This window comes from Campylobacter concisus (genome assembly GCF_902460415.1).
GTDB lineage: Bacteria > Campylobacterota > Campylobacteria > Campylobacterales > Campylobacteraceae > Campylobacter_A > Campylobacter_A concisus_Y.
Genome location: NZ_CABPTY010000003.1, coordinates 1 through 19,010, shown reverse-complemented (window position 1 = coordinate 19,010; position 19,010 = coordinate 1). Strand labels below are relative to the sequence as shown.

Sequence of the window (19,010 nt, the reverse complement as noted above, 5' to 3'; positions counted from 1 at the left end):
GATCCATTTCACATAAAATTTGGCTCTTATTATCGCCAAAATTTTATTAAATTTGGGTTATGTAAGCTTTAAAGCATCTTTTGTTACTATTGCGTTTTCAAATTTAATTTAGGTGAGCGATGTTTATAAAAGGTTTTTTTTCAAACTCGGTTGGCATCATGACTTCAAGGGTTTTAGGGCTAGTTAGAGATCTTCTTACGGCCTCCATTCTTGGTGCTGGCATATTTAGCGACCTCTTTTTTATAGCTTTTAAAATCCCAAATTTATTTCGGCGTATCTTTGGCGAGGGCGCCTTTACACAAGCATTTTTACCAAATTTTACAAATAGCAAGAAAAAAGCAGTCTTTCAAGCTGAAATTTTTATCAAATTTTTACTTTTTATAGGCGTTTTGACGCTTTTTGTAAATTTATTTACGCCTTATTTTATAAAGATCATCGCAAGCGGTTTAAGCGAGCAAAATATCACAGACGCAGTGCCGCTTGTGCGCATAAATTTCTACTATCTAGCCCTTGTTTATATCGTCACTTTCATGGGTGCGCTACTTCAGTATAAAGGGCACTTTGCAACGACTGCATTTTCTACTGCGCTGCTAAATTTAGCCATGATCACTTCACTACTTTTGGCTAGCGGCAAGAGCGAGAGCGTGGTCGCACTTTATCTTAGTTTTGGTGTCGTTGCAGGCGGCATTTTGCAAGTTTTGGTGCATCTAGTTGCTATGAAATTTAACGCCTTAAATAAAATTTTTTGGGGCGGTCTAAGCGGATATTTTAAAGGCAAAAGAGCTAGTAGCAAAGGTTTTTTTGTAAATTTTTACCACGGCTTACTTGGCTCAAGTGCGATGCAAATAAGCGCATTTATGGACACTTGGCTAGCTAGCTTTTTGGTAAGTGGCTCGATAAGCTACCTTTTTTATGCAAATAGAATTTTTCAGCTCCCACTTGCCATCTTCGCGATCGCGCTCTCTCAGGCGCTATTTCCAAAGATCACCAGACTTTTAAAGCAAAAAGACGAAGCAAACGCCCTAGTTTGGACAAAAAAGAGCTTTTATCTGCTACTTTGCGCCCTGCTAACAGCCACGATCACGGGCGTCGTGCTAAGTGAGTTTATCATCTGGCTATTGTTTGAGAGAGGAAATTTCGTAAGGGCAAACACCATTGAATGTGCCAAGGTGCTAAGTGCCTATTTGGTGGGGCTTACGCCATTTGGACTGGCTAAAATTTTCTCACTTTGGCTCTATGCAAATATGAAGCAAAAAGAGGCAGCCAAAATTTCTATCATCTGCCTTGTGATAAATTTGATTCTAGCAGTCATTTTGATGCAAAAATTTGGAGCTGCTGGCCTTGCATTTGCAAGCTCGCTCGGGGGATTTTTACAGCTTATTTTATACATTAGAGCCTTTGGAGCTAAGCGATTTTTAGCTATAATCGAGCCTAAATTTATAGCCGCCATCGCTATTTTGGCGGTTTTGCTCTATTTTGGTTTAACATTTTTAAAGGATATATTTAATGCGAATTTTTGATACTTCTAAAAGAGAAAAGGTTGAGTTTAGCCCTATTAAAGATGAAGAGGTCAGCATCTACCTGTGCGGTCCAACGGTCTATGACGACGCGCATTTAGGACATGCAAAGTCAGCCGTTAGCTTTGATCTTTTAAGAAGGGTCTTAAAAGCGCTTGGCTACAAGATCAAATTTGCAAGAAACTACACTGATATTGACGATAAAATTTTAAAGAAAATGGCTGAAACTGGCCAAAGCCTAGAAGAGATCACAAACAAATATATAGCGCATTATGAGAGCGACATGAAGGCTCTAAATGTGCTTGATCCAGACTTTAAACCAAAGGCTACGCAGTGTCTGGAGGAGATCATTAGCTATGTCGAGCTGCTTATGAAAAAAGGAGCTGCTTATAAGACCAGCGATGGAATTTACTTTGATACGAGTAAGGATAGTGGATATTTTAGTATTAGCGGTAAGGAGAATAACACCGAGCTCATCGCACGCGTGGCAAGCTTTGGTGAAAAAAGAGACGAAAAAGACTTTGTGCTTTGGAAATTTGATGAGAAATGGTACGAGAGTCCATTTGGCAAGGGTCGTCCTGGCTGGCATACCGAGTGTGTGGCCATGATAAGAGAATTTCTAAGCGATAAAGAAAATAAAGAATTTGAGATCGACATCCATGCTGGCGGCATCGACCTACTCTTTCCTCACCACGAAAACGAGGCAAGCCAGTGCAGATGTGCTTATCACAAAAATTTGAGCAAATACTGGATGCACAATGGCTTTATAAAAGTAAATAACGAAAAGATGAGCAAGAGCCTAAACAATAGCTTTTTTGTAAAAGATGCCTTGAAATATGTCCATGGCGAGGTACTTAGATATTACTTGCTGACAAGCCATTATAGGGCACACTTTAACTATTCAGACGAGGATCTTTCAGCTTCTAAAAAGAGGCTTGATAAAATTTACCGCCTCAAAAAAAGAGTTGACGGTGTGCAAGGAGGCGCAGTAAATGAGAGCTTTAAAAATGAGCTACTTGAAGCACTAAGCGATGATCTAAACGCATCTAAAGCACTTGCAAGTGTCGATGAGTTTGTAAAAACGGCAAATGAAAGACTTGATAATAACCCAAAAGATAAAGCATATAAGGCCGAAGTGGTGGCAAATTTGGGTCTTATAAGCGAAATTTTAGGCATTGCTATCACAAACTATGTGGAGTATTTTCAGTTTGGCGTAAGTGGCGAGCAAAAAGAGCATATCCAAAGGCTTCTTGATGAGCGCGCGGCAGCTAAAAAAGAGAGAAATTTCGCAAGAGCTGATGAGATAAGAGATGAACTAGCAAAGATAAACATCTCTATCATGGACACACCAAATGGCGTAGTCTGGGAGAGAAACAATGAATAACTTTAGCTTAAAAGATGTACTAAAACGCTTTGCTCCATATTTTAAAGACTACATTCCACACTTCATATTAGCCTTTATTGGTATGGCCCTTGCAAGTGGCGGAACAGCGGTCAGTGCGTATTTGGTAGAGCCAGTACTTAATAAAATTTTCGTTGAAAAAAATGAAACACTGCTTTATATGCTGCCATGTGCGATCATTGCCATTTATGTACTAAAAAATATAGGAACCTTTATGCAGGCCTATTTTACGGCATATATCGGACAAGATACGATTAGAAGATTTCGTGAGAAGATGGTCGAAAATTTACTAACTTTGGATATGAAATTTTTTAATGATTTTCGAACAGGCGAGCTAATAAGTAGAACCACAAACGACATCGACCGAATAAGATCGATAGTCTCAAGCATGATACCTGAGTTTGCAAGGGAATTTATAACGATCATTGGCCTACTTTGTGTAGTCATATATCAAAGCCCTAAACTAGCATTTTTTGCACTTGTAGTTATGCCAATAGCGATTTATCCGATTTCTCGTCTTGCAAAAAAGATGAAAAAAATTTCAAAGCAGTCGCAAGAAAAGACATCCGATATCACTTCGGCTTTGAGTGAAATTTTTACAAATATCGAGATAATTAAAGCAAATAATGCCCAAAAATACGAGCATTCACGCTTTGTTGATGAAAATAATAAATTTTTTAAACTAAATCTCAAAACCGTAAAAATCGAGCAGTTAGTAAGCCCGCTTATGGAAACTATAGGTTCCATCGGAGTTGCAGCCGTTATCATAGTGGGTGGCAAAGATGTCATCGATGGCAACATAAATATGGGTGCTTTCTTTTCATTTTTAACTGCACTTTTTATGCTCTACACTCCACTAAAACGCATCGTAAATATCTACAACAAAATGCAAGACGCCGTTGCTGCAAGCGAGAGAACCTTTTTCTTGATGGATAAAGTAAGCGAGATAAAAGATGGCGAAAAAGAGATAAGCGAAGAGATAAAACTTATCAAATTTAACAACGTATGTCTAAACTACGGTGAAAAAGAAGTTTTAAGAGGGATAAATTTAGAGGCAAATAAGTCAGAATTTATAGCCCTTGTTGGCTCAAGTGGTGGCGGAAAAACCTCGCTCATGAATCTGCTTATGAGATTTTACGACGTAAATAGCGGAGAAATTTTAATAAATGAGACAAATTTAAAAGATATCAAAATCCACTCACTTCGCCAAAATATCGGTCTTGTCACACAGCGTGTCTATATCTTTAACGATACAATCGCTAAAAACGTGGCTTACGGCAGAGAATTTAACGAAGAAGCCGTGATAAATGCACTAAAAATGGCAAATGCCTATGAGTTTGTGAGTAAACTAGAAGACGGCATTAACACTACTTTAAACGAATTTGGAACAAACCTTTCAGGCGGTCAAAGACAACGCATCGCTATCGCTAGAGCGCTTTATCAAAACCCACAAATCCTAATCTTTGACGAGGCTACCTCAGCGCTTGATAACGAGAGTGAAAAAGAGATCACAAAGGCTATAAACAACCTAAGAAGCAAGAAGATCATCTTTGTCATCGCTCACCGTCTAAGTACGGTTGAAAGTGCTGATAAGATCGCAGTTTTAAGTAACGGAAGGATAGTTGATACTGGAAGTGATGAAGAACTTAGCAAGAGAAATGAAATTTATGCAAAACTTAAAGGCAAAGCCTTAGTTTAAGGCGATTTTTGCTAAGATTTGCACAAATTTTTAGGCATTTTAAAGAGGTTAAAATGAGTTTAAACTACGAAACTTTAAAATCTATTTTTTTTAAATTTGATCCTGAAACAGCCCATAAAATCGCAGAACTTGCAATGATCGGAGCAAATAAAATTTTTCCAGGATCATTAAGCTTTGTAGCAAATAAGTGCGTTGTTGATGACAATGCATTAAAACAAAATTTATTCTCAAGCACCTATCACAATCCAGTTGGCATAGCAGGTGGCTTTGATAAAAACGCCACGATGTTTGAAGCACTCACGGCTCTTGGTTTTGGACATTTAGAATTTGGCACATTTACACCAAAACCACAACCTGGCAACGCAAAACCAAGGCTTTTTAGACTCATAGATGAAGAGAGTATTCAAAATGCGATGGGCTTTAACAACGAAGGCTGTGAGGCTATCAAAAATAGAGTAAAAAAAATATATCCTTTCACCATACCGATCTGGGCAAACATCGGTAAAAACAAGGTTACACCAAACGAAGATGCGATAAAAGACTATGAAATTTTAGTAAAAGAATTTAGTGAAATTTGCGATACATTTGTCATAAACGTCTCATCGCCAAACACGCCAAATTTAAGGGCTTTGCAAGATGAGAGCTTTATAAAAGAGCTTTTTAGCGTCATTTTGCCACTCACTAAAAAGCCGATCATCTTTAAGATAGCTCCCGATATGAGCCACGAAGATGCGATCAAACTTTGTAGCTGTGCGGTAGAAAACGGCGCTAGTGGTGTGCTCGTTTCAAACACAAGCGTTGATTATTCGCTCTCTCACTCGTCAAATTTAAAGGATTTTGGCGGACTAAGTGGCAAGGTGATCACTCAAAAGTCAAAAGAGATATTTAAAGCCGTGGCAGATGAGCTTTATGGCAAGACGACGCTTATCGCGTGTGGCGGCATAGATAGCGGTGCAGAGGCTTATGAGCGCATAAAAATGGGAGCAAATTTAGTCCAAATTTTTACAAGCTTTATCTTTAAAGGGCCGATGATCGCAAGAGATATAAATTTAGAAATTTTAGAGCTTTTAAAAAGAGATGGCTTTGCCTCTATCAGCGAAGCAGTCGGCGCAAATGTTAAAAAATAGAGGGCAAGAGATTGATAAAATTTAATAAATTTAAACTAGAAAATGGACTTGAAATTTATCACGTGCCAGTGAATCCTGGCTCAAAAGTGATAAGCGTCGATGTCTTTTATAAAGTTGGCTCCAGAAACGAAGTGATGGGCAAAAGCGGCATCGCTCACATGCTAGAGCATCTAAATTTCAAATCAACCAAAAATTTACGCGCTGGGGAGTTTGACGAGATCGTAAAGGGCTTTGGCGGCGTAAATAACGCAAGTACAGGCTTTGACTACACTCACTACTTTATAAAAGCCTCAAATGAAAATTTAGACAAAACGCTTGGTCTTTTTGCTGAGCTTATGAAAAATTTAAGCCTAAAAGATAAAGAATTTCAGCCAGAGCGCGAGGTAGTGCACGAAGAGCGCAGGTGGCGAACAGACAACAACCCCATGGGATACCTCTACTTTAGGCTCTACAACCACGCATTTATCTACCACCCATACCACTGGACTCCGATAGGCTTTATAAAAGATATCGAAAACTGGAAGATCGCTGATATAAAAGAATTTCACGCTACGTATTATCAGCCAAAAAACGCCATTTTGATGATAAGTGGCGACATCGGCAAGGACGAGGCATTTAAGCTAGCTAAGAAAAACTTTAGCAGCATAAAGAACAAAAGAGCTATACCAAAACTGCACTGCAAAGAGCCTGAACAAGACGGCGCAAAACGAGCTATCATCTACAAAGATAGCCAAACACAAATGCTAGCTATCGCTTATAAGATCCCGGACTTTAGGCATGCCGATCAAGTGGGGCTAAATGCGATAAGCGAGTATCTAGCCACTGGCAAAAGCTCTGTTTTACAGCAACGTCTAATCGATGAGCTAATGCTCGTAAATCAAATTTATGCTTATAATATGAGCTGCGTTGATGAAAATTTATTTATATTTTTAGCAGTTTGCAACCCAGATGCCGAAGCAAGTGTAGTTGAGGCTGAAATTTTAAAGATCATAGATGATTTAAAAAATAAACCAATCGACAAAGATGATGTTTTAAGAGTTAAAAATTTGATAAAAACTGATTTTATTTACTCATTTGAGAGTGCAAGCAAAGTTGCAAATTTATATGGCTCATATCTTGCTAGAGGCGACATAAAGCCACTTTACGAGCTTGAAAAAAATATCGATAAGATAGATGCCAAGCTTTTAAAAGAGATAGCAAATAAATATTTCAATGAAAAAACCAGCACAACAATAATATTAAAAAAGGAATAAACGTGGAAAATTCGCTTCAAGGTGCGATGACCGCACTCATTACGCCATTTAAAAATCAAAAAGTGGATGAAGTCAGTTTTGAAAAATTAATAAAAAGACAGATAAAACACGGCATAGATGTCGTTGTGCCAGTTGGAACTACCGGCGAGAGTGCAACACTAACGCATGATGAGCATAGAATTTGTATCGAAATAGCCGTAGATGCATGTAAAGGCACAAATGTAAAAGTACTAGCTGGAGCTGGCAGCAACGCGACTCACGAGGCTATTGGTATCGCTAAATTTGCTCAAGCTCATGGCGCTGATGGTATCCTTTCAGTTGCGCCTTATTACAACAAACCAACACAAGAAGGGCTTTACGAGCACTACAAAGCCATTGCAAATAGCATTGAAATTCCTGTGCTTCTTTATAATGTTCCAGGTAGAGTTGGCGTGGATATCTTGCCAGCGACCGTTTTTAGACTTTTTAAAGAGTGTAAAAATATCTATGGTATCAAAGAGGCTACAGGTAGCATAGATAGATGTGTCGATCTACTGGCTCACGAGCCAAATTTAGTAGTTATCAGCGGCGAAGATGCGATCAACTACCCTATCCTTTCAAACGGCGGCAAGGGCGTCATCTCAGTCACTGCAAACCTCTTACCAGATCAAATTTCAGAGCTTACGCACCTTGCAATGAACGAAGAGTACAAAAAAGCAAAACTAATAAACGACAATCTATACACGATAAATAAAACACTCTTTTGCGAAAGCAATCCGATACCGATCAAAGCAGCGATGTATCTAGCCGGACTCATCGACTCTTTAGAGTATCGCTTGCCACTTTGCAAACCAAGTAAAGAGAATTTTAAAAAAATCGAAGAAGTAATAAAAAATTACGAAATAAAGGGATTTTAATGAAGGACACACTAAACGAATTTAAAGGTAAAACGCTAGTTATCAGTGGCGGCACCAGAGGCATCGGTAGAGCCATAGTTGAAGAATTTGCAAAAGCTGGTGTAAATATAGCATTTACCTACAACTCAAACGAAGAGCTTGCAAAAGAACAAGCAAAAGAGCTTGAGACTACTTACAAGATAAAAGCAAGAGCATATGCACTAAATATCCTCGAGCCAGAGACTTATAAAGAGCTATTTTTAAAGATAGACGAGGATTTTGATAGGATTGATTTTTTCATCTCAAATGCTATCATCTCAGGTCGTGCAGTAGCTGGCGGATACACTAAATTTATGAAACTAAAACCAAGAGGCATAAACAATATCTTTACAGCAACAGTAAATGCCTTTGTCGTAGGTACTCAAGAGGCTGCAAAACGCATGGAAAAGGTGGGTGGCGGTAGTATCATTAGCCTAAGCTCAACTGGAAATTTAGTCTATATCGAAAACTATGCAGGCCATGGCACAGCAAAAGCAGCCGTTGAAGCCATGGCAAGATACGCTGCGACCGAGCTTGGCGAAAAAAATATCCGCGTAAACGTCGTAAGTGGCGGTCCTATCGAGACAGACGCACTAAGAGCCTTTACAAACTACGAAGAGGTGCGCGATATGACAGCAAAGCTTAGTCCACTAAACCGCATGGGACAGCCAACTGACCTAGCCGGAGCATGTCTATTTTTATGCTCATCTAAGGCTAGCTGGGTAACTGGGCACACATTTATAATAGATGGCGGCACGACTTTTAAATGAGAAAATTAAAATTTTAAGCATAAAGGCATATTTGTGAGTTTAAATTTACCAAACGCATTGGCATTTTTTAGGATACTGCTGGCTCCGCTTATGTTTTTTATGCTTGTAAATGCGCCAGGAATTTTTACGCAAATTCACATAAGTTGGATAAACTACTTCGCAGCTCTTATTTTTGTGATCGCCTCGGTGACTGACTTTTTTGACGGCTACATCGCCAGAAGCTGGGATCAAAAGACCAAGCTTGGAGCGATCCTTGACCCACTAGCTGATAAGATGTTGATCTTAGCTGCATTTTTAGGTCTTATGATGCTTGGTAGAGCGAGTGCTTGGGCCGTTTATCTCATCTTGGTAAGAGAATTTTTTATAACTGGCTTTCGTGTCGTGATGGCAAGTGATGGTGTAGAGGTTGCGGCCTCGATGGCTGGCAAAGTAAAAACAGTCTCGCAGATGTTTGCGGTTGGATTTTTACTGATGAGCTGGCCTGGTGGCGAACTTTTACTCTGGATCGCTGTTGCGCTCACGCTTTATTCTGGGTTTGAATATATCTTTGCCTATGTAAAGGCGATGAAAAAGAGCTAAATTTTTTTCGTTCGTAAGACCTAAAGTTTTTACTTGCAAAATTTTATATAAAATAATCAAATCTTCATTTTCTAAATAAGTAAAATTAAGTTAAAAATTTCTCCTAGCTAAAAGAAATTTTTAGCTAAACGCCGTTTGAGAGTAAATTTATAAATTTTGGCTAAAATCTCATCAATTTTTCAAAAAAAGGTAAGTTTTGAAAGGTATTTTCTTCACGCTAGCCCTACTTTGTCTTGGGCTTTATGTGTATTCATTTTATTTTTTAGTGACCGTTTTAGCCATTAGTTTTCTCATATTTTTTCACGAGCTTGGCCACTTTTTGGCAGCAAGAACGCTTGGCGTAAAGGTAAATACCTTTAGTATCGGCTTTGGTGAGAAAATTTATACCAAAAACATTGGTGGCACCGACTACTGCCTAAGTGCGATCCCATTTGGTGGATACGTACAGCTAAAAGGTCAAGATGACACCGACCCAAAAGCCAAAAACTACGACGCGGACAGCTACAACGTGCTAAGCCCCATAAAGCGAATTTACATCCTCTTTGCAGGGCCATTTTTTAACTTTATCCTAGCTTTTTTTATCTACCTTTTGCTTGGATCTATCGGAGTTGAAAGACTTGCGCCAAGTGTAGGCCACATAGCTGAAGGCTCGGCAGCTGCGAGCGCTGGACTAGTTAAAAATGATAAAATTTTAGCGATAAATGGTATAAAGATAAACGAGTGGGATGAGATCAGTAAAAATGTAAAACTTGAGCCAAGCACCATTTTGATAGATCACAACGGCTCGCAAATGACTATAAATTTAACACCAAAGATAGGCGAGACGATAAATCTATTTAATGAAAAGGTGCAACGCCCATTGATCGGGATCTCTCCAAATGGAGAAGTGATAAAAATTTACCACACTGGTCTTGCAGGCATAAATTTTGCCTTTAGTGAGACGATCGAGGCGTCAAAACTAATCTTTAAAAGCATTACCAAACTAGTAAGTGGAGCTGTGCCGCTAAAAGAGGTCGGCGGTATCCTACAAATCGCCGATGTCACCTCAAAAGCTGCAAAAATAAGTCTTGGCGTGCTTTTGACGATTGTCGCTTTAATCTCAGTAAATTTAGGCGTATTAAATTTATTCCCCATCCCGGCACTTGACGGCGGCCACATACTTTTTAACCTATATGAGATAGTTTTTAGACGCGAGGTAAATGAGCGAGTGCTCACGACGCTTACCTACTGCGGCTGGGCATTACTGCTTGGTATAATGATGCTTGCAACCTTTAATGACATTATGAGATTAAGCGGAGGTTTATGATGATAGTTTTAAAAGAGCTATTAGAAAAGATCGAAAATTTAAGCAACGACGTGACACTAATCGCCGTTAGCAAAAATGTCACAAGTGTCGAAGTAAGAGAGCTTTACGCACAAGGGCAAAGAAATTTTGGAGAAAATAGAGTCCAAGAGCTAGCCAAAAAAGAGCTAGAACTGCAAAATTTTGCTGATATAAAATGGCATATGATCGGCCGCTTGCAAAATAACAAAATAAATCAAATGATAAGTCTAAAGCCAACACTTTGGCAAAGTTGCGATAGCTTTGAAAGGGCCGTAGAGGTTGATAAAAGGCTTAGCTACAAGCTAGATACTTTGCTTCAGATAAACTCGGCTGATGAGGATACAAAGCAAGGTGTAAGCGTAGCAAATGCGGCAGAAATTTATGAGCGTATCCAAAGCGAGTGTAAAAATATTAATCTAAAAGGCGTGATGAGTATAGGAGCGCATGTGGATGAGCCAAAAGAGATTCAAAAGAGCTTTGAGCTAACTTATAAAATTTACGAGAGCCTAAAGCCAAAAGGTGCAGCTATATGCTCGATGGGCATGAGTAGCGACTTCGAGCTAGCGATAAAATGTGGCTCAAATATGATTCGCCTTGGCACTATGCTTTATTTATAATTTTATCGCTTTTATCTGATTTACCTTTGTTGCTAGAGCTTGATAAATTTTTACTAAAAAGACTTGAGCAAAAAATAAAATTTTAATATTTAGCGTCAGCCAAAACTAGAGCAAAAAGTACTTTTACGCCAGCTTTTTCTAGAGTGTTTTTAGCCTCAAGTATCGTTGTGCCAGTGGTTACAATGTCATCTACTAAAATAACTGGCGCAGTGATCTTTTTTAGGATTTTAAAATTTCTTGGGTTGTTTTGTCTAAATTGCAAATCCTTACCACTATAGCTGATCTTGCTTGTTGCATGCAGTGCATGAAATATGGGCTTTAGATTTTTAGCCCTTAGCGCATTTGCCAAAATAGCCGTATGCGAATAGCCGTGATGCACTCTATCATCTATCGGCAGAGCATAGACTTTCTCCGGTAAGCTAAAGCTTTTAGCAAATTGATTAAATGCAAATTTAGCTAAGTTTTTATATATAAAATATCCGTGCATTTGATGCTTGGAGTGGATGAGTTCTTTTATTTCAGAGTAGCCGTAAAAGCTATAAATTTTAAAGCCCTCTAGTTCTCTTACTATCGGGCTTGGCTCGCTTAAAATTTGTGAGCAAATTTTACAAAATGTATTTAGCGTAAAGCTCTTGCAAAACGCACAAAACATTAGCTATTTAAAATAGCAATTGCTGTGCGTTTGATGGCATCATTTATGATCTCGGTTAAAAATGATTTAAATGCTCCACCTGTGGGAATTAACTCAAATTTGGTTTGATTATTTGAAATGTTTTTAACGATGCTTTGATCGCCTTTTTGGATCTTAAGTGTAATCTTAATATTGCCTTTTGTATTATCAGTACCGTATCCACTCATATTTGCTTCAAATTCGTTGATAAAAATTTCAACTACGACGCCACCCATGCCATTTACATTTGCACCGCGCGCCATAAGCTCTTTTTTGAGCGAATCACTAAAATAAGTAGCAAGATCGTTTTGAAGCACGACATATTCTTTTACTGTGCCTTTACTATCAGTGATCGTAGCAATGGTGCTTTTGTTTTTGCGGTTGTCATGCACTGCGCTTATATAGGCCTCAAAGCCGCTATTTTGCTGGTTCGCAGCAGCCTTATATGGATCAAATGCGACAACACTTTGACTTGGTGCACAACCAGTTAAAAACAAAACAAAAAGTCCAAAAATAGCTAAAAATTTAAATTTATTCATCGTTTTTCCTTTTAAAGTTTAGTGATCTCATCGGCTACTTTTATCGCAGCTTGTTTAACTAAAAGTGCGATAAAAAAGTCAAACTGACCAGACTCTGAAGCCTCTAGCTTCTCCACATGGTGCCTGGTCGAGATAGGTAATGTTTTTTTGAAATTTATATTTGAAAGAATAAGAAGCCCATTTAGATGTCCATTTAAAATTTCTGAACTTCCCGAATAGCTTCCTCTAAGCTCGTCAAATCTAAAATCAAGCCTGTACGTATAAGGTGATGTTTGAGTATCGACAACAACGATTCCGCGAGAATTTAACTCACGCTGCAAAAACATGTAAAAAAGCACTTCAAGGCGTGGATTTGAGTTAAAGACTACGCCACTACCATCTTCTCTTGTATAGTAAATCGACCTTGCGCTGCTTCTAGCATCCACGATCCTATGAAAATAGACCTTCTTTAGCCCAACATTTATGTCGATCATATTTTTTTCTAAGCAGCAGTTTATCGCCACGTCGCTTCTATACTTGACGCCATTTATAAAGACGCCATCGCCCCTGCCCCTGCAAGCGCTGCAGTCAGCTGGGATCCTCATAACCTCTTCAAAATAGGTCTTATCTTCGCTACTTATGCTTGCACTTTGCACGCCGTCTATGCCCTCGCACGATAGACAAAGGCTAGCTTTTGCCACGCAGCCAGTTAGAAAGACGGCTGCAAAAATTGCTAATAATGTCGCTCTTAGCATTTCACTTCCTTTTGCTCTTTTTGTTTTTTGCGGAGATTTTTCACACTCTCGCCTGCGATGCCGTAGTTATTCGTATCAATCTCATCGATAATGACAACGGTATTTTGAGCGCTTCTACCTAAAATTTCGCTTATTAGCTTTGTAACTCCGCTTATCATTTTTTCTTTTTGCTCCACACTTGGGCTATCACCCTCTTTTGTCACGCAAATTTTCACAAACGGCATAATGCTCCTTTTTGCAAATTTAGTATTTAAACCTATCAAAACAACACAAGACAAGTCATAATGTCGTGAGATGATTTTGGATGTTGCGCATAAATTTTCGATCAAGATAGGACAAATAGTCCATCGAAGAGAGAAAATTTAAAGCTCATTCAAAGGCGCTCACGGCACGCCGCTAGTCTATTTTTAGGACTGAGAGAAATGCCTCCTGCGGTAAATTCACCTTTCCTATCGCCTTCATCCTCTTCTTACCCTCTTTTTGCTTTTCTAGCAACTTCCTCTTACGAGTGATGTCGCCGCCGTAGCACTTGGCTGTGACGTTTTTACCCATTGATTTTACGGTTTCTCTAGCGATTATTTTATTACCGATGCTAGCTTGTATCGCCACCTCAAAGAGCTGACGTGGCACTATCTCTTTCATCGCTTTTACAAAGTCCCTACCCTTTGTTTGTGCCTTACTCTCAGGAACGATGATGGAGAGCGCATCGACCGTCTCGCCGGCCACTTTGACATCAAGCTTTACTAGATCGCCCACGCGGTAGTCGCTTGGCTCATAATCAAAGCTCGCGTAACCTTTGGTACTTGATTTTAGCTTGTCGTAAAAGTCCATCACGATCTCGTTCATCGGTATGTCATACTCAAGCAAAACGCGGTCAGTCGTGATGTAGTCCATCTTTGTTTGTATGCCACGGCGATTATTTAAAAGCGTGATGATGTTGCCTAAAAACTCGCTTGGTGTGATGATAGTCGCTTTCACGTATGGCTCAAGGATTGAGTCTATTTTATTGACTGGTGGTAGCTGGCTTGGGTTTTGAATCTTTAAATTTAGCCCATCAGTTTGTATGACTTCATAAGTCACGGTTGGCGCTGTGGCGATAAGATCAAGATCAAATTCGCGCTCCAGCCTCTCTTTTACCACTTCCATATGAAGCAGCCCTAAAAAGCCAACCCTAAAGCCAAATCCAAGTGCAACCGAAGTCTCTGGCTCATAGCTTATCGAGCTGTCATTTAGCTTTAGCTTATCAAGCGCGTCACGCAGATCTTCAAATTTATCAGTTTCAATAGGATAAAGTCCCGCAAAAACAAACGGCTTAGCCCTCTCAAAGCCACCAACTGGCTCTTTTAGAGGATTTCTTGACTGCGTTATCGTATCTCCAACTTGCACGTCACTAACATTTTTAAGTCCTAAAACAACGATACCGACCTCGCCAGCGCTAAGCGTTTTGGTCTTGATCGGTGCGATAGGATTTGGATACATGAGGTCAAGCACGATGTGTTTTTTACCTGTGCCCATAACCAAAATTTCATCATTTTTTGAAATTTCACCATCATAAACACGCACAAGTGCAAGCGCGCCAAGGTAGTTGTCAAACCAGCTATCATAAATTAGCGCCTTTGTTGGCTTATTTGCATCACCATTTGGCGCAGGGATCCTCGTGATGATCGCTTCAAGCAGCTCTTTTATGCCAACGCCTGTTTTTGCGCTCACTTCGATCGCTCCTGAGCAGTCAAGTCCGATGATATGCTCGATCTCGTCTTTTACCCTGGCAGGATCAGCCGCAGGTAGGTCGATTTTGTTTATCACTGGAATGATCTCTAGGTTGTTTTCAAGTGCGATATAGACGTTTGCGATGGTTTGTGCCTCCACTCCCTGGCTAGCATCCACGACTAGCAGTGCGCCCTCACAACTAGCCAAAGAGCGGCTCACCTCGTAGCTAAAGTCGACGTGACCCGGAGTGTCTATCAAATTTAGAACAAAATTTTCGCCATTTAGTGCGTAGTTTAGGCGCACAGACTGGGCTTTTATCGTGATGCCACGCTCTTTTTCGATATCCATTGTATCCATGATCTGACTGCTCATCTCACGGTCACTGACGGCGCCACACTCCTGTATGAGGCGGTCAGCAAGCGTGCTTTTGCCGTGGTCGATATGAGCGATAATGCTAAAATTTCTAATGTTTTTCATATAAGCTTTACTTTTTACTAAATTTTGGGCTTTATTTTGCCTAAAGTTGATTTAAATGCCAATAAATATATTTTTATCATAAGCCCGCCAATAGAACTTGGCTCTATTCTCAAAAATCTTAATGACAATGTCCAAAGTGCTCATGTCCTTCATCATCATTTAGCTCGCAGACGAGATCGTCTTTATGTCCAAGGCTCTCACTCTCAAACTGAAGCGTGACATGGCCGATGCCAACGTGAGAAAGCTCGTGCTCGATGCGCTTTATCATCTTTGAAATTTCAGCCACGCTTAAAGCATCATCCACCACCACGTGGGCTATGAGCGCGTTTGTGCCAGCATTTATCGCCCAGATATGCAGGTCATGCACGATTTTAACGCCATCTACACCATTTATAATGCCTAAAATTTCATCCGTATCAAGCTTAAGTGGCACGGCTTCGATCAGGATATTAAAGCTATCTTTTAGCAAGCTAGCGCCACTTTTTATGATGAGTAGCGAGACAAAGATACTTGCGATGCTATCGGCCTGCGTGAAGTTAAATTTCATCACAAGAAGCGCTGCAATGATGGCACCAACTGAGCCAAGCGTGTCGCCAAGTACGTGCAAATATGCGCCTTTCATGTTTAAATTTTCTTTTGTATCAGCGCTTTTATGCATATAAACAGCCACGACCAAATTTACCACAAGCCCCAAAATACTAACAAAAAGCATCGTTTTAGCCTCTATCTCTGGCTCATTAAAAAGCCTAATGATCGCTTCAACTATGACAAAGATAGCCAGCGCGATAAGAGCGATAGCATTTATGAAAGCAGCGATGATCTCGACCCTTTTGTAGCCAAAGGTCTTTTGTAAATTTGCCCTTTTTTCTGCGATCTTAAAAGCAACCAGCGACAAAAAGAGAGCCGCAGCGTCTGAGAGCATGTGAAATGCGTCGCTAATGAGCGCAAGCGAGTTTGAAACAAAGCCAAAAACGGCCTCAACTATCATAAACGTGAAAATTAAAAAAAATGAATTTCTAAGAACGCTCTTGTTGTGCATCATTATCCTTCTTTTGGGCGTCGATCCTCTTGCCTATATCTTTTAAATTTGAAAATTCCTCGATGAGCTTTGGCGAGTCGTCAAGGCTGATGACGAAATTCCATATATAGGTCATCACAGAGTAGATGTGGCCGGCATTTGTCTGCTGCGAGCTTAGCACTATTATCGCCACCAAAAAGAGTAGCGAAGCGCTAATGCCGATGATAAAATAGCTCATCGCCTCTCTGTTTGAGATCGCTATACGAAATTTAGAAACGACATCATAGTGCCTATTTAGCGTGCTTTTGTTAAAAGCACCTATCACCTTTGCCTCTTTTTCTAGGCGGTCATTTAAGCGAAGGTAAAGGTCGTCATTTTTCTTGATATATCTTGGCAAAAATATAAGAAAAAAGGTCATCACGGCAAAGCACGCCACAGCGACCTTTGGCTCGACAAAGATGAGCATAAACGCTGAGCCGATGATCGAAATAACCGATGTAAAAAACATAGGAAAATGCGTCTCAAAGAAATTTACAAACTCTCGTGAGAGCGCTACTCTAGCGATGATGGCGGAGTCGTCTTTGGCATTTTGTTTTTCATTCATGATGACATTTACAGCAAGCTTTGCGTAGATATTTGCAAAAACTTGCGTATCCACGCGGCGCCTAATGGCTCCTACAAGCCACGCTATGAGCACAAAAAGTGCGTAAATGAGGGCATTTAACGTATTTCCTTGCATGATTGCGTTTATCGCAAAGCCCGCAAATATCGGATAAGCAAGAAAAAGTCCGTTCTCTGCTAACACCAAAGCAAAGGTCAAAATGAGATTTTTATTGTGCTCGGTCGCTATGCTCTTTAGCGTTTTAAAGGCGTTATTTTGCAAATTTTAACTCCAAGTTATCATAAATTTTTCGTAAATTATAGCCTAAATTTGCAAATTTTGATAAATTTTTGTTGTAACTCTTGACATTACAACAAAAAATTATTATACTTCGCTCATCGGTTGTAAATAAAAATATTACAACACAAAGACAAGGAGAACAAAATGAAAAATTTTCAGATTGCAAAGATCGCAAACGAGCCAAGAGTTGAGCTAAAAGAAGCTTTAAATTTAAGTGGCTGTGAGGTATCTATAAACGAGCTTCCAGCCAATGTGAGCGTGCCATTTGTCCACTCACACAAACAAAATGAGGAGCTTTACATCATCCTAGAAGGTGATGGTGAGCTTTTTATCGACGGTGAAGTGCTAAAAGTAAGCAAAGGAGACGCACTACGCATAGATCCAGAAGGCAAAAGGTGCTTTAGAGCTGGCACAAGTGGTATAAAAATGATGTGTATCCAAAGTAAAAAAGGTAGCCTAGAACAATACACTATGAGTGACGGCGTGATAGTTGAAGACGTAAAGCCAAGCTGGCTGTAAAATTTAAAAACAAAATTTAAAGGAGAAATAATGAAAATAGCAATCATCGGAGCAAACGGCAAAAGCGGTGCAAATTTAGTAAATGAGGCGCTAAAACAAGGCTACGATGTCACAGCAATAGTTAGAAATAAAGAGTATAAAAATGACAACGTTAAAGTCATATATAAAGATATTTTTGATCTAGCCAAGTCCGATCTAGCAGGCTTTGATGTAGTTATCAGTGCATTTGCCGCTTGGACACCAGAGACCTTCCCACTCCACAGAAAGGTTGCTGCTCATCTTGCAAATTTGCTAGAGGGTAGCAACACAAGACTACTTGTAGTTGGTGGCGCTGGTACATTATTTGTAGACGATAAGGGCACAATGGTGATGGATACGCCAGACTTCCCAGTTGCATATATGGGTGTGGCAAAGGCGACTGCGGAGTCTTATTTTGAGCTAAAAGATAGGAGCGATTTACTTTGGACATACGTAAGTCCAGCAGGCGACTACGACGCAAATGGTGCTCGTACTGGTAAATACGTGCTTGGTGGAGATAATCTCATCTTAAACTCAAAGAATGAGAGCTATATAAGCTATGCGGACCTTGCGCTTGCGATCATAGACGAGCTAAAAAACAAAAAATTTATACAAAAACGCTTCACAGCAGTTAGTGAGCGAGCATGAAATTATAGATTTGACATAGCTGGCATAAAAAGCCGGCTTGTCAAATCTAAACTAAAAAATAAACTGCTTTTAGTAAAAATTTAAAGTATAATCAGAAAAAATTTCAAGGACGATTGTGCAAGTAGGGATTAAGTTTTCAATCGCGATTCATGTAGTCTTAGCAGCTTGTTTTTTCAAAGACGAGAAAGTCACGAGCGAATTTATAGCAGGTAGTATAAACACGAATCCGGTCATAGTTAGGCGTCTGCTTGGTACTCTAAAGGCTGCAGGACTCGTGAATGTCGTAGCTGGAGTTGGTGGTGTGAGTCTTACAAAAGAGCCAAAAGATATAAATTTGCTTCAAATTTTTAACGCAGTAAATAATAAAGAAAAACTTTTTAAGATCCACTCTGACTCACCTAAAGCTTGCCCGCTTGGTGGCAAGATCGAGGGACTCTTAACTGGTCACTTCCTAAAAGCACAAGAAGCTTTAGAGAATAGTTTAAGAAGTATTACTTTACAAGATCTATTAGATGAGCTTATTAATTTATAAAATTTAAAAAACAGGCAAACTAGGTTATAGAATTTAAAAAGT

At 39.6% G+C, this 19,010-nt stretch carries 20 protein-coding genes; 13 read left to right on the top strand and 7 right to left on the bottom strand.

Annotated elements, in window-relative coordinates; translation table 11 throughout:
* Positions 1 to 119: 119 nt before the first annotated feature.
* The 10 genes from murJ to FZ940_RS07500 all read left to right on the top strand — a co-directional run bounded on the left by murJ (position 120) and on the right by FZ940_RS07500 (position 11,202).
* A complete protein-coding gene (murJ, locus tag FZ940_RS07545) occupies positions 120 to 1,520 on the top strand; it encodes a murein biosynthesis integral membrane protein MurJ (protein ID WP_148822123.1) in 1,401 nt (466 codons plus the stop codon).
* Complete coding sequence (gene cysS, locus FZ940_RS07540; RefSeq protein ID WP_148822122.1) at positions 1,507 to 2,901, top strand: cysteine--tRNA ligase; 1,395 nt, start codon at positions 1,507 to 1,509, stop codon at positions 2,899 to 2,901. Before murJ ends, cysS begins: the two co-directional genes overlap by 14 nt.
* Entirely contained in the window at positions 2,894 to 4,618 is a 1,725-nt protein-coding gene (locus FZ940_RS07535) for an ABC transporter ATP-binding protein (RefSeq protein WP_148822121.1), read from the top strand. The genes cysS and FZ940_RS07535 overlap by 8 nt, the downstream gene beginning before the upstream one ends.
* Positions 4,619 to 4,671: 53 nt before the next feature.
* Positions 4,672 to 5,745 carry a quinone-dependent dihydroorotate dehydrogenase gene (locus tag FZ940_RS07530; protein WP_148822169.1) on the top strand — a complete coding sequence of 358 codons (1,074 nt, stop codon included), beginning with the start codon at positions 4,672 to 4,674 and terminating at the stop codon, positions 5,743 to 5,745.
* A gap of 11 nt (positions 5,746 to 5,756) precedes the next feature.
* Entirely contained in the window at positions 5,757 to 6,998 is a 1,242-nt protein-coding gene (locus FZ940_RS07525; protein WP_148822120.1) for a M16 family metallopeptidase, read from the top strand.
* Between the two features lie 26 nt (positions 6,999 to 7,024).
* Positions 7,025 to 7,894 carry a 4-hydroxy-tetrahydrodipicolinate synthase gene (gene dapA / locus FZ940_RS07520; protein ID WP_222862003.1) on the top strand — a complete coding sequence of 290 codons (870 nt, stop codon included), beginning with the start codon at positions 7,025 to 7,027 and terminating at the stop codon, positions 7,892 to 7,894.
* Positions 7,894 to 8,682 (top strand): enoyl-ACP reductase, encoded by a 789-nt coding sequence (locus tag FZ940_RS07515; RefSeq protein WP_021091937.1) that lies wholly within the window; start codon positions 7,894 to 7,896, stop codon positions 8,680 to 8,682. Before dapA ends, FZ940_RS07515 begins: the two co-directional genes overlap by 1 nt.
* Positions 8,683 to 8,715: 33 nt before the next feature.
* Positions 8,716 to 9,261, top strand: a complete 546-nt coding sequence (gene pgsA / locus FZ940_RS07510) for a CDP-diacylglycerol--glycerol-3-phosphate 3-phosphatidyltransferase (protein WP_085657289.1) — start codon at positions 8,716 to 8,718, stop codon at positions 9,259 to 9,261.
* Positions 9,262 to 9,457: 196 nt separating this feature from the next.
* The gene (gene rseP, locus FZ940_RS07505; RefSeq protein ID WP_148822118.1) at positions 9,458 to 10,567 is read left to right on the top strand and encodes an RIP metalloprotease RseP; all 1,110 of its coding nucleotides are present in this window, start codon (positions 9,458 to 9,460) and stop codon (positions 10,565 to 10,567) included.
* The gene (locus tag FZ940_RS07500) at positions 10,564 to 11,202 is read left to right on the top strand and encodes a YggS family pyridoxal phosphate-dependent enzyme (protein ID WP_187422155.1); all 639 of its coding nucleotides are present in this window, start codon (positions 10,564 to 10,566) and stop codon (positions 11,200 to 11,202) included. Before rseP ends, FZ940_RS07500 begins: the two co-directional genes overlap by 4 nt.
* Positions 11,203 to 11,284: 82 nt before the next feature.
* Here the strand turns inward: FZ940_RS07500 and FZ940_RS07495 are convergent, their stop codons facing one another.
* The 7 genes from FZ940_RS07495 to FZ940_RS07465 form a co-directional block, all read right to left on the bottom strand.
* Positions 11,285 to 11,854 carry a ComF family protein gene (locus FZ940_RS07495; RefSeq protein ID WP_107784761.1) on the bottom strand — a complete coding sequence of 190 codons (570 nt, stop codon included), beginning with the start codon at positions 11,852 to 11,854 and terminating at the stop codon, positions 11,285 to 11,287.
* Complete coding sequence (locus FZ940_RS07490; protein WP_084107836.1) at positions 11,854 to 12,411, bottom strand: YajG family lipoprotein; 558 nt, start codon at positions 12,409 to 12,411, stop codon at positions 11,854 to 11,856. Before FZ940_RS07490 ends, FZ940_RS07495 begins: the two co-directional genes overlap by 1 nt.
* 11 nt (positions 12,412 to 12,422) lie before the next feature.
* Positions 12,423 to 13,145, bottom strand: a complete 723-nt coding sequence (locus tag FZ940_RS07485; protein WP_148822117.1) for a hypothetical protein — start codon at positions 13,143 to 13,145, stop codon at positions 12,423 to 12,425.
* Positions 13,139 to 13,369, bottom strand: coding sequence for a 2-hydroxymuconate tautomerase family protein (locus tag FZ940_RS07480; RefSeq protein ID WP_009294206.1), 231 nt, complete (start codon positions 13,367 to 13,369; stop codon positions 13,139 to 13,141). Before FZ940_RS07480 ends, FZ940_RS07485 begins: the two co-directional genes overlap by 7 nt.
* 172 nt (positions 13,370 to 13,541) lie before the next feature.
* Entirely contained in the window at positions 13,542 to 15,332 is a 1,791-nt protein-coding gene (gene lepA, locus FZ940_RS07475; RefSeq protein WP_103603796.1) for a translation elongation factor 4, read from the bottom strand.
* Positions 15,333 to 15,450: 118 nt separating this feature from the next.
* Complete coding sequence (locus FZ940_RS07470; RefSeq protein WP_148822116.1) at positions 15,451 to 16,371, bottom strand: cation diffusion facilitator family transporter; 921 nt, start codon at positions 16,369 to 16,371, stop codon at positions 15,451 to 15,453.
* Positions 16,349 to 17,233: an ABC transporter six-transmembrane domain-containing protein gene (locus FZ940_RS07465; protein WP_148822115.1), complete on the bottom strand. Its 885-nt coding sequence runs from the start codon at positions 17,231 to 17,233 to the stop codon at positions 16,349 to 16,351. The genes FZ940_RS07470 and FZ940_RS07465 overlap by 23 nt, the downstream gene beginning before the upstream one ends.
* A 162-nt stretch (positions 17,234 to 17,395) precedes the next feature.
* Between FZ940_RS07465 and FZ940_RS07460 the strand changes: the two genes are divergently transcribed.
* The 3 genes from FZ940_RS07460 (at position 17,396) to FZ940_RS07450 (ending at position 18,968) form a co-directional block, all read left to right on the top strand.
* Complete coding sequence (locus FZ940_RS07460) at positions 17,396 to 17,770, top strand: cupin domain-containing protein (protein WP_148822114.1); 375 nt, start codon at positions 17,396 to 17,398, stop codon at positions 17,768 to 17,770.
* Positions 17,771 to 17,800: 30 nt separating this feature from the next.
* A complete protein-coding gene (locus tag FZ940_RS07455) occupies positions 17,801 to 18,436 on the top strand; it encodes an NAD(P)-dependent oxidoreductase (RefSeq protein ID WP_103579403.1) in 636 nt (211 codons plus the stop codon).
* A 115-nt stretch (positions 18,437 to 18,551) separates the two neighbouring features.
* Positions 18,552 to 18,968 (top strand): Rrf2 family transcriptional regulator, encoded by a 417-nt coding sequence (locus tag FZ940_RS07450; protein WP_107792906.1) that lies wholly within the window; start codon positions 18,552 to 18,554, stop codon positions 18,966 to 18,968.
* Positions 18,969 to 19,010: the final 42 nt, after the last annotated feature.

Excerpts from the sequence above, each read along its gene's own strand:
- murJ (WP_148822123.1), top strand. The coding sequence starts at position 120 with ATGTTTATAAAAGGTTTTTTTTCAAACTCGGTTGGCATCATGACTTCA.
- cysS (WP_148822122.1), top strand. The coding sequence starts at position 1,507 with ATGCGAATTTTTGATACTTCTAAAAGAGAAAAGGTTGAGTTTAGCCCT.
- FZ940_RS07535 (WP_148822121.1), top strand. The coding sequence starts at position 2,894 with ATGAATAACTTTAGCTTAAAAGATGTACTAAAACGCTTTGCTCCATAT.
- FZ940_RS07530 (WP_148822169.1), top strand. The coding sequence starts at position 4,672 with ATGAGTTTAAACTACGAAACTTTAAAATCTATTTTTTTTAAATTTGAT.
- dapA (WP_222862003.1), top strand. The coding sequence starts at position 7,025 with ATGACCGCACTCATTACGCCATTTAAAAATCAAAAAGTGGATGAAGTC.
- FZ940_RS07515 (WP_021091937.1), top strand. The coding sequence starts at position 7,894 with ATGAAGGACACACTAAACGAATTTAAAGGTAAAACGCTAGTTATCAGT.
- FZ940_RS07500 (WP_187422155.1), top strand. The coding sequence starts at position 10,564 with ATGATGATAGTTTTAAAAGAGCTATTAGAAAAGATCGAAAATTTAAGC.
- FZ940_RS07495 (WP_107784761.1), bottom strand. The coding sequence starts at position 11,854 with ATGTTTTGTGCGTTTTGCAAGAGCTTTACGCTAAATACATTTTGTAAA.
- FZ940_RS07490 (WP_084107836.1), bottom strand. The coding sequence starts at position 12,411 with ATGAATAAATTTAAATTTTTAGCTATTTTTGGACTTTTTGTTTTGTTT.
- FZ940_RS07485 (WP_148822117.1), bottom strand. The coding sequence starts at position 13,145 with ATGCTAAGAGCGACATTATTAGCAATTTTTGCAGCCGTCTTTCTAACT.
- FZ940_RS07480 (WP_009294206.1), bottom strand. The coding sequence starts at position 13,369 with ATGCCGTTTGTGAAAATTTGCGTGACAAAAGAGGGTGATAGCCCAAGT.
- lepA (WP_103603796.1), bottom strand. The coding sequence starts at position 15,332 with ATGAAAAACATTAGAAATTTTAGCATTATCGCTCATATCGACCACGGC.
- FZ940_RS07470 (WP_148822116.1), bottom strand. The coding sequence starts at position 16,371 with ATGCACAACAAGAGCGTTCTTAGAAATTCATTTTTTTTAATTTTCACG.
- FZ940_RS07460 (WP_148822114.1), top strand. The coding sequence starts at position 17,396 with ATGAAAAATTTTCAGATTGCAAAGATCGCAAACGAGCCAAGAGTTGAG.
- FZ940_RS07455 (WP_103579403.1), top strand. The coding sequence starts at position 17,801 with ATGAAAATAGCAATCATCGGAGCAAACGGCAAAAGCGGTGCAAATTTA.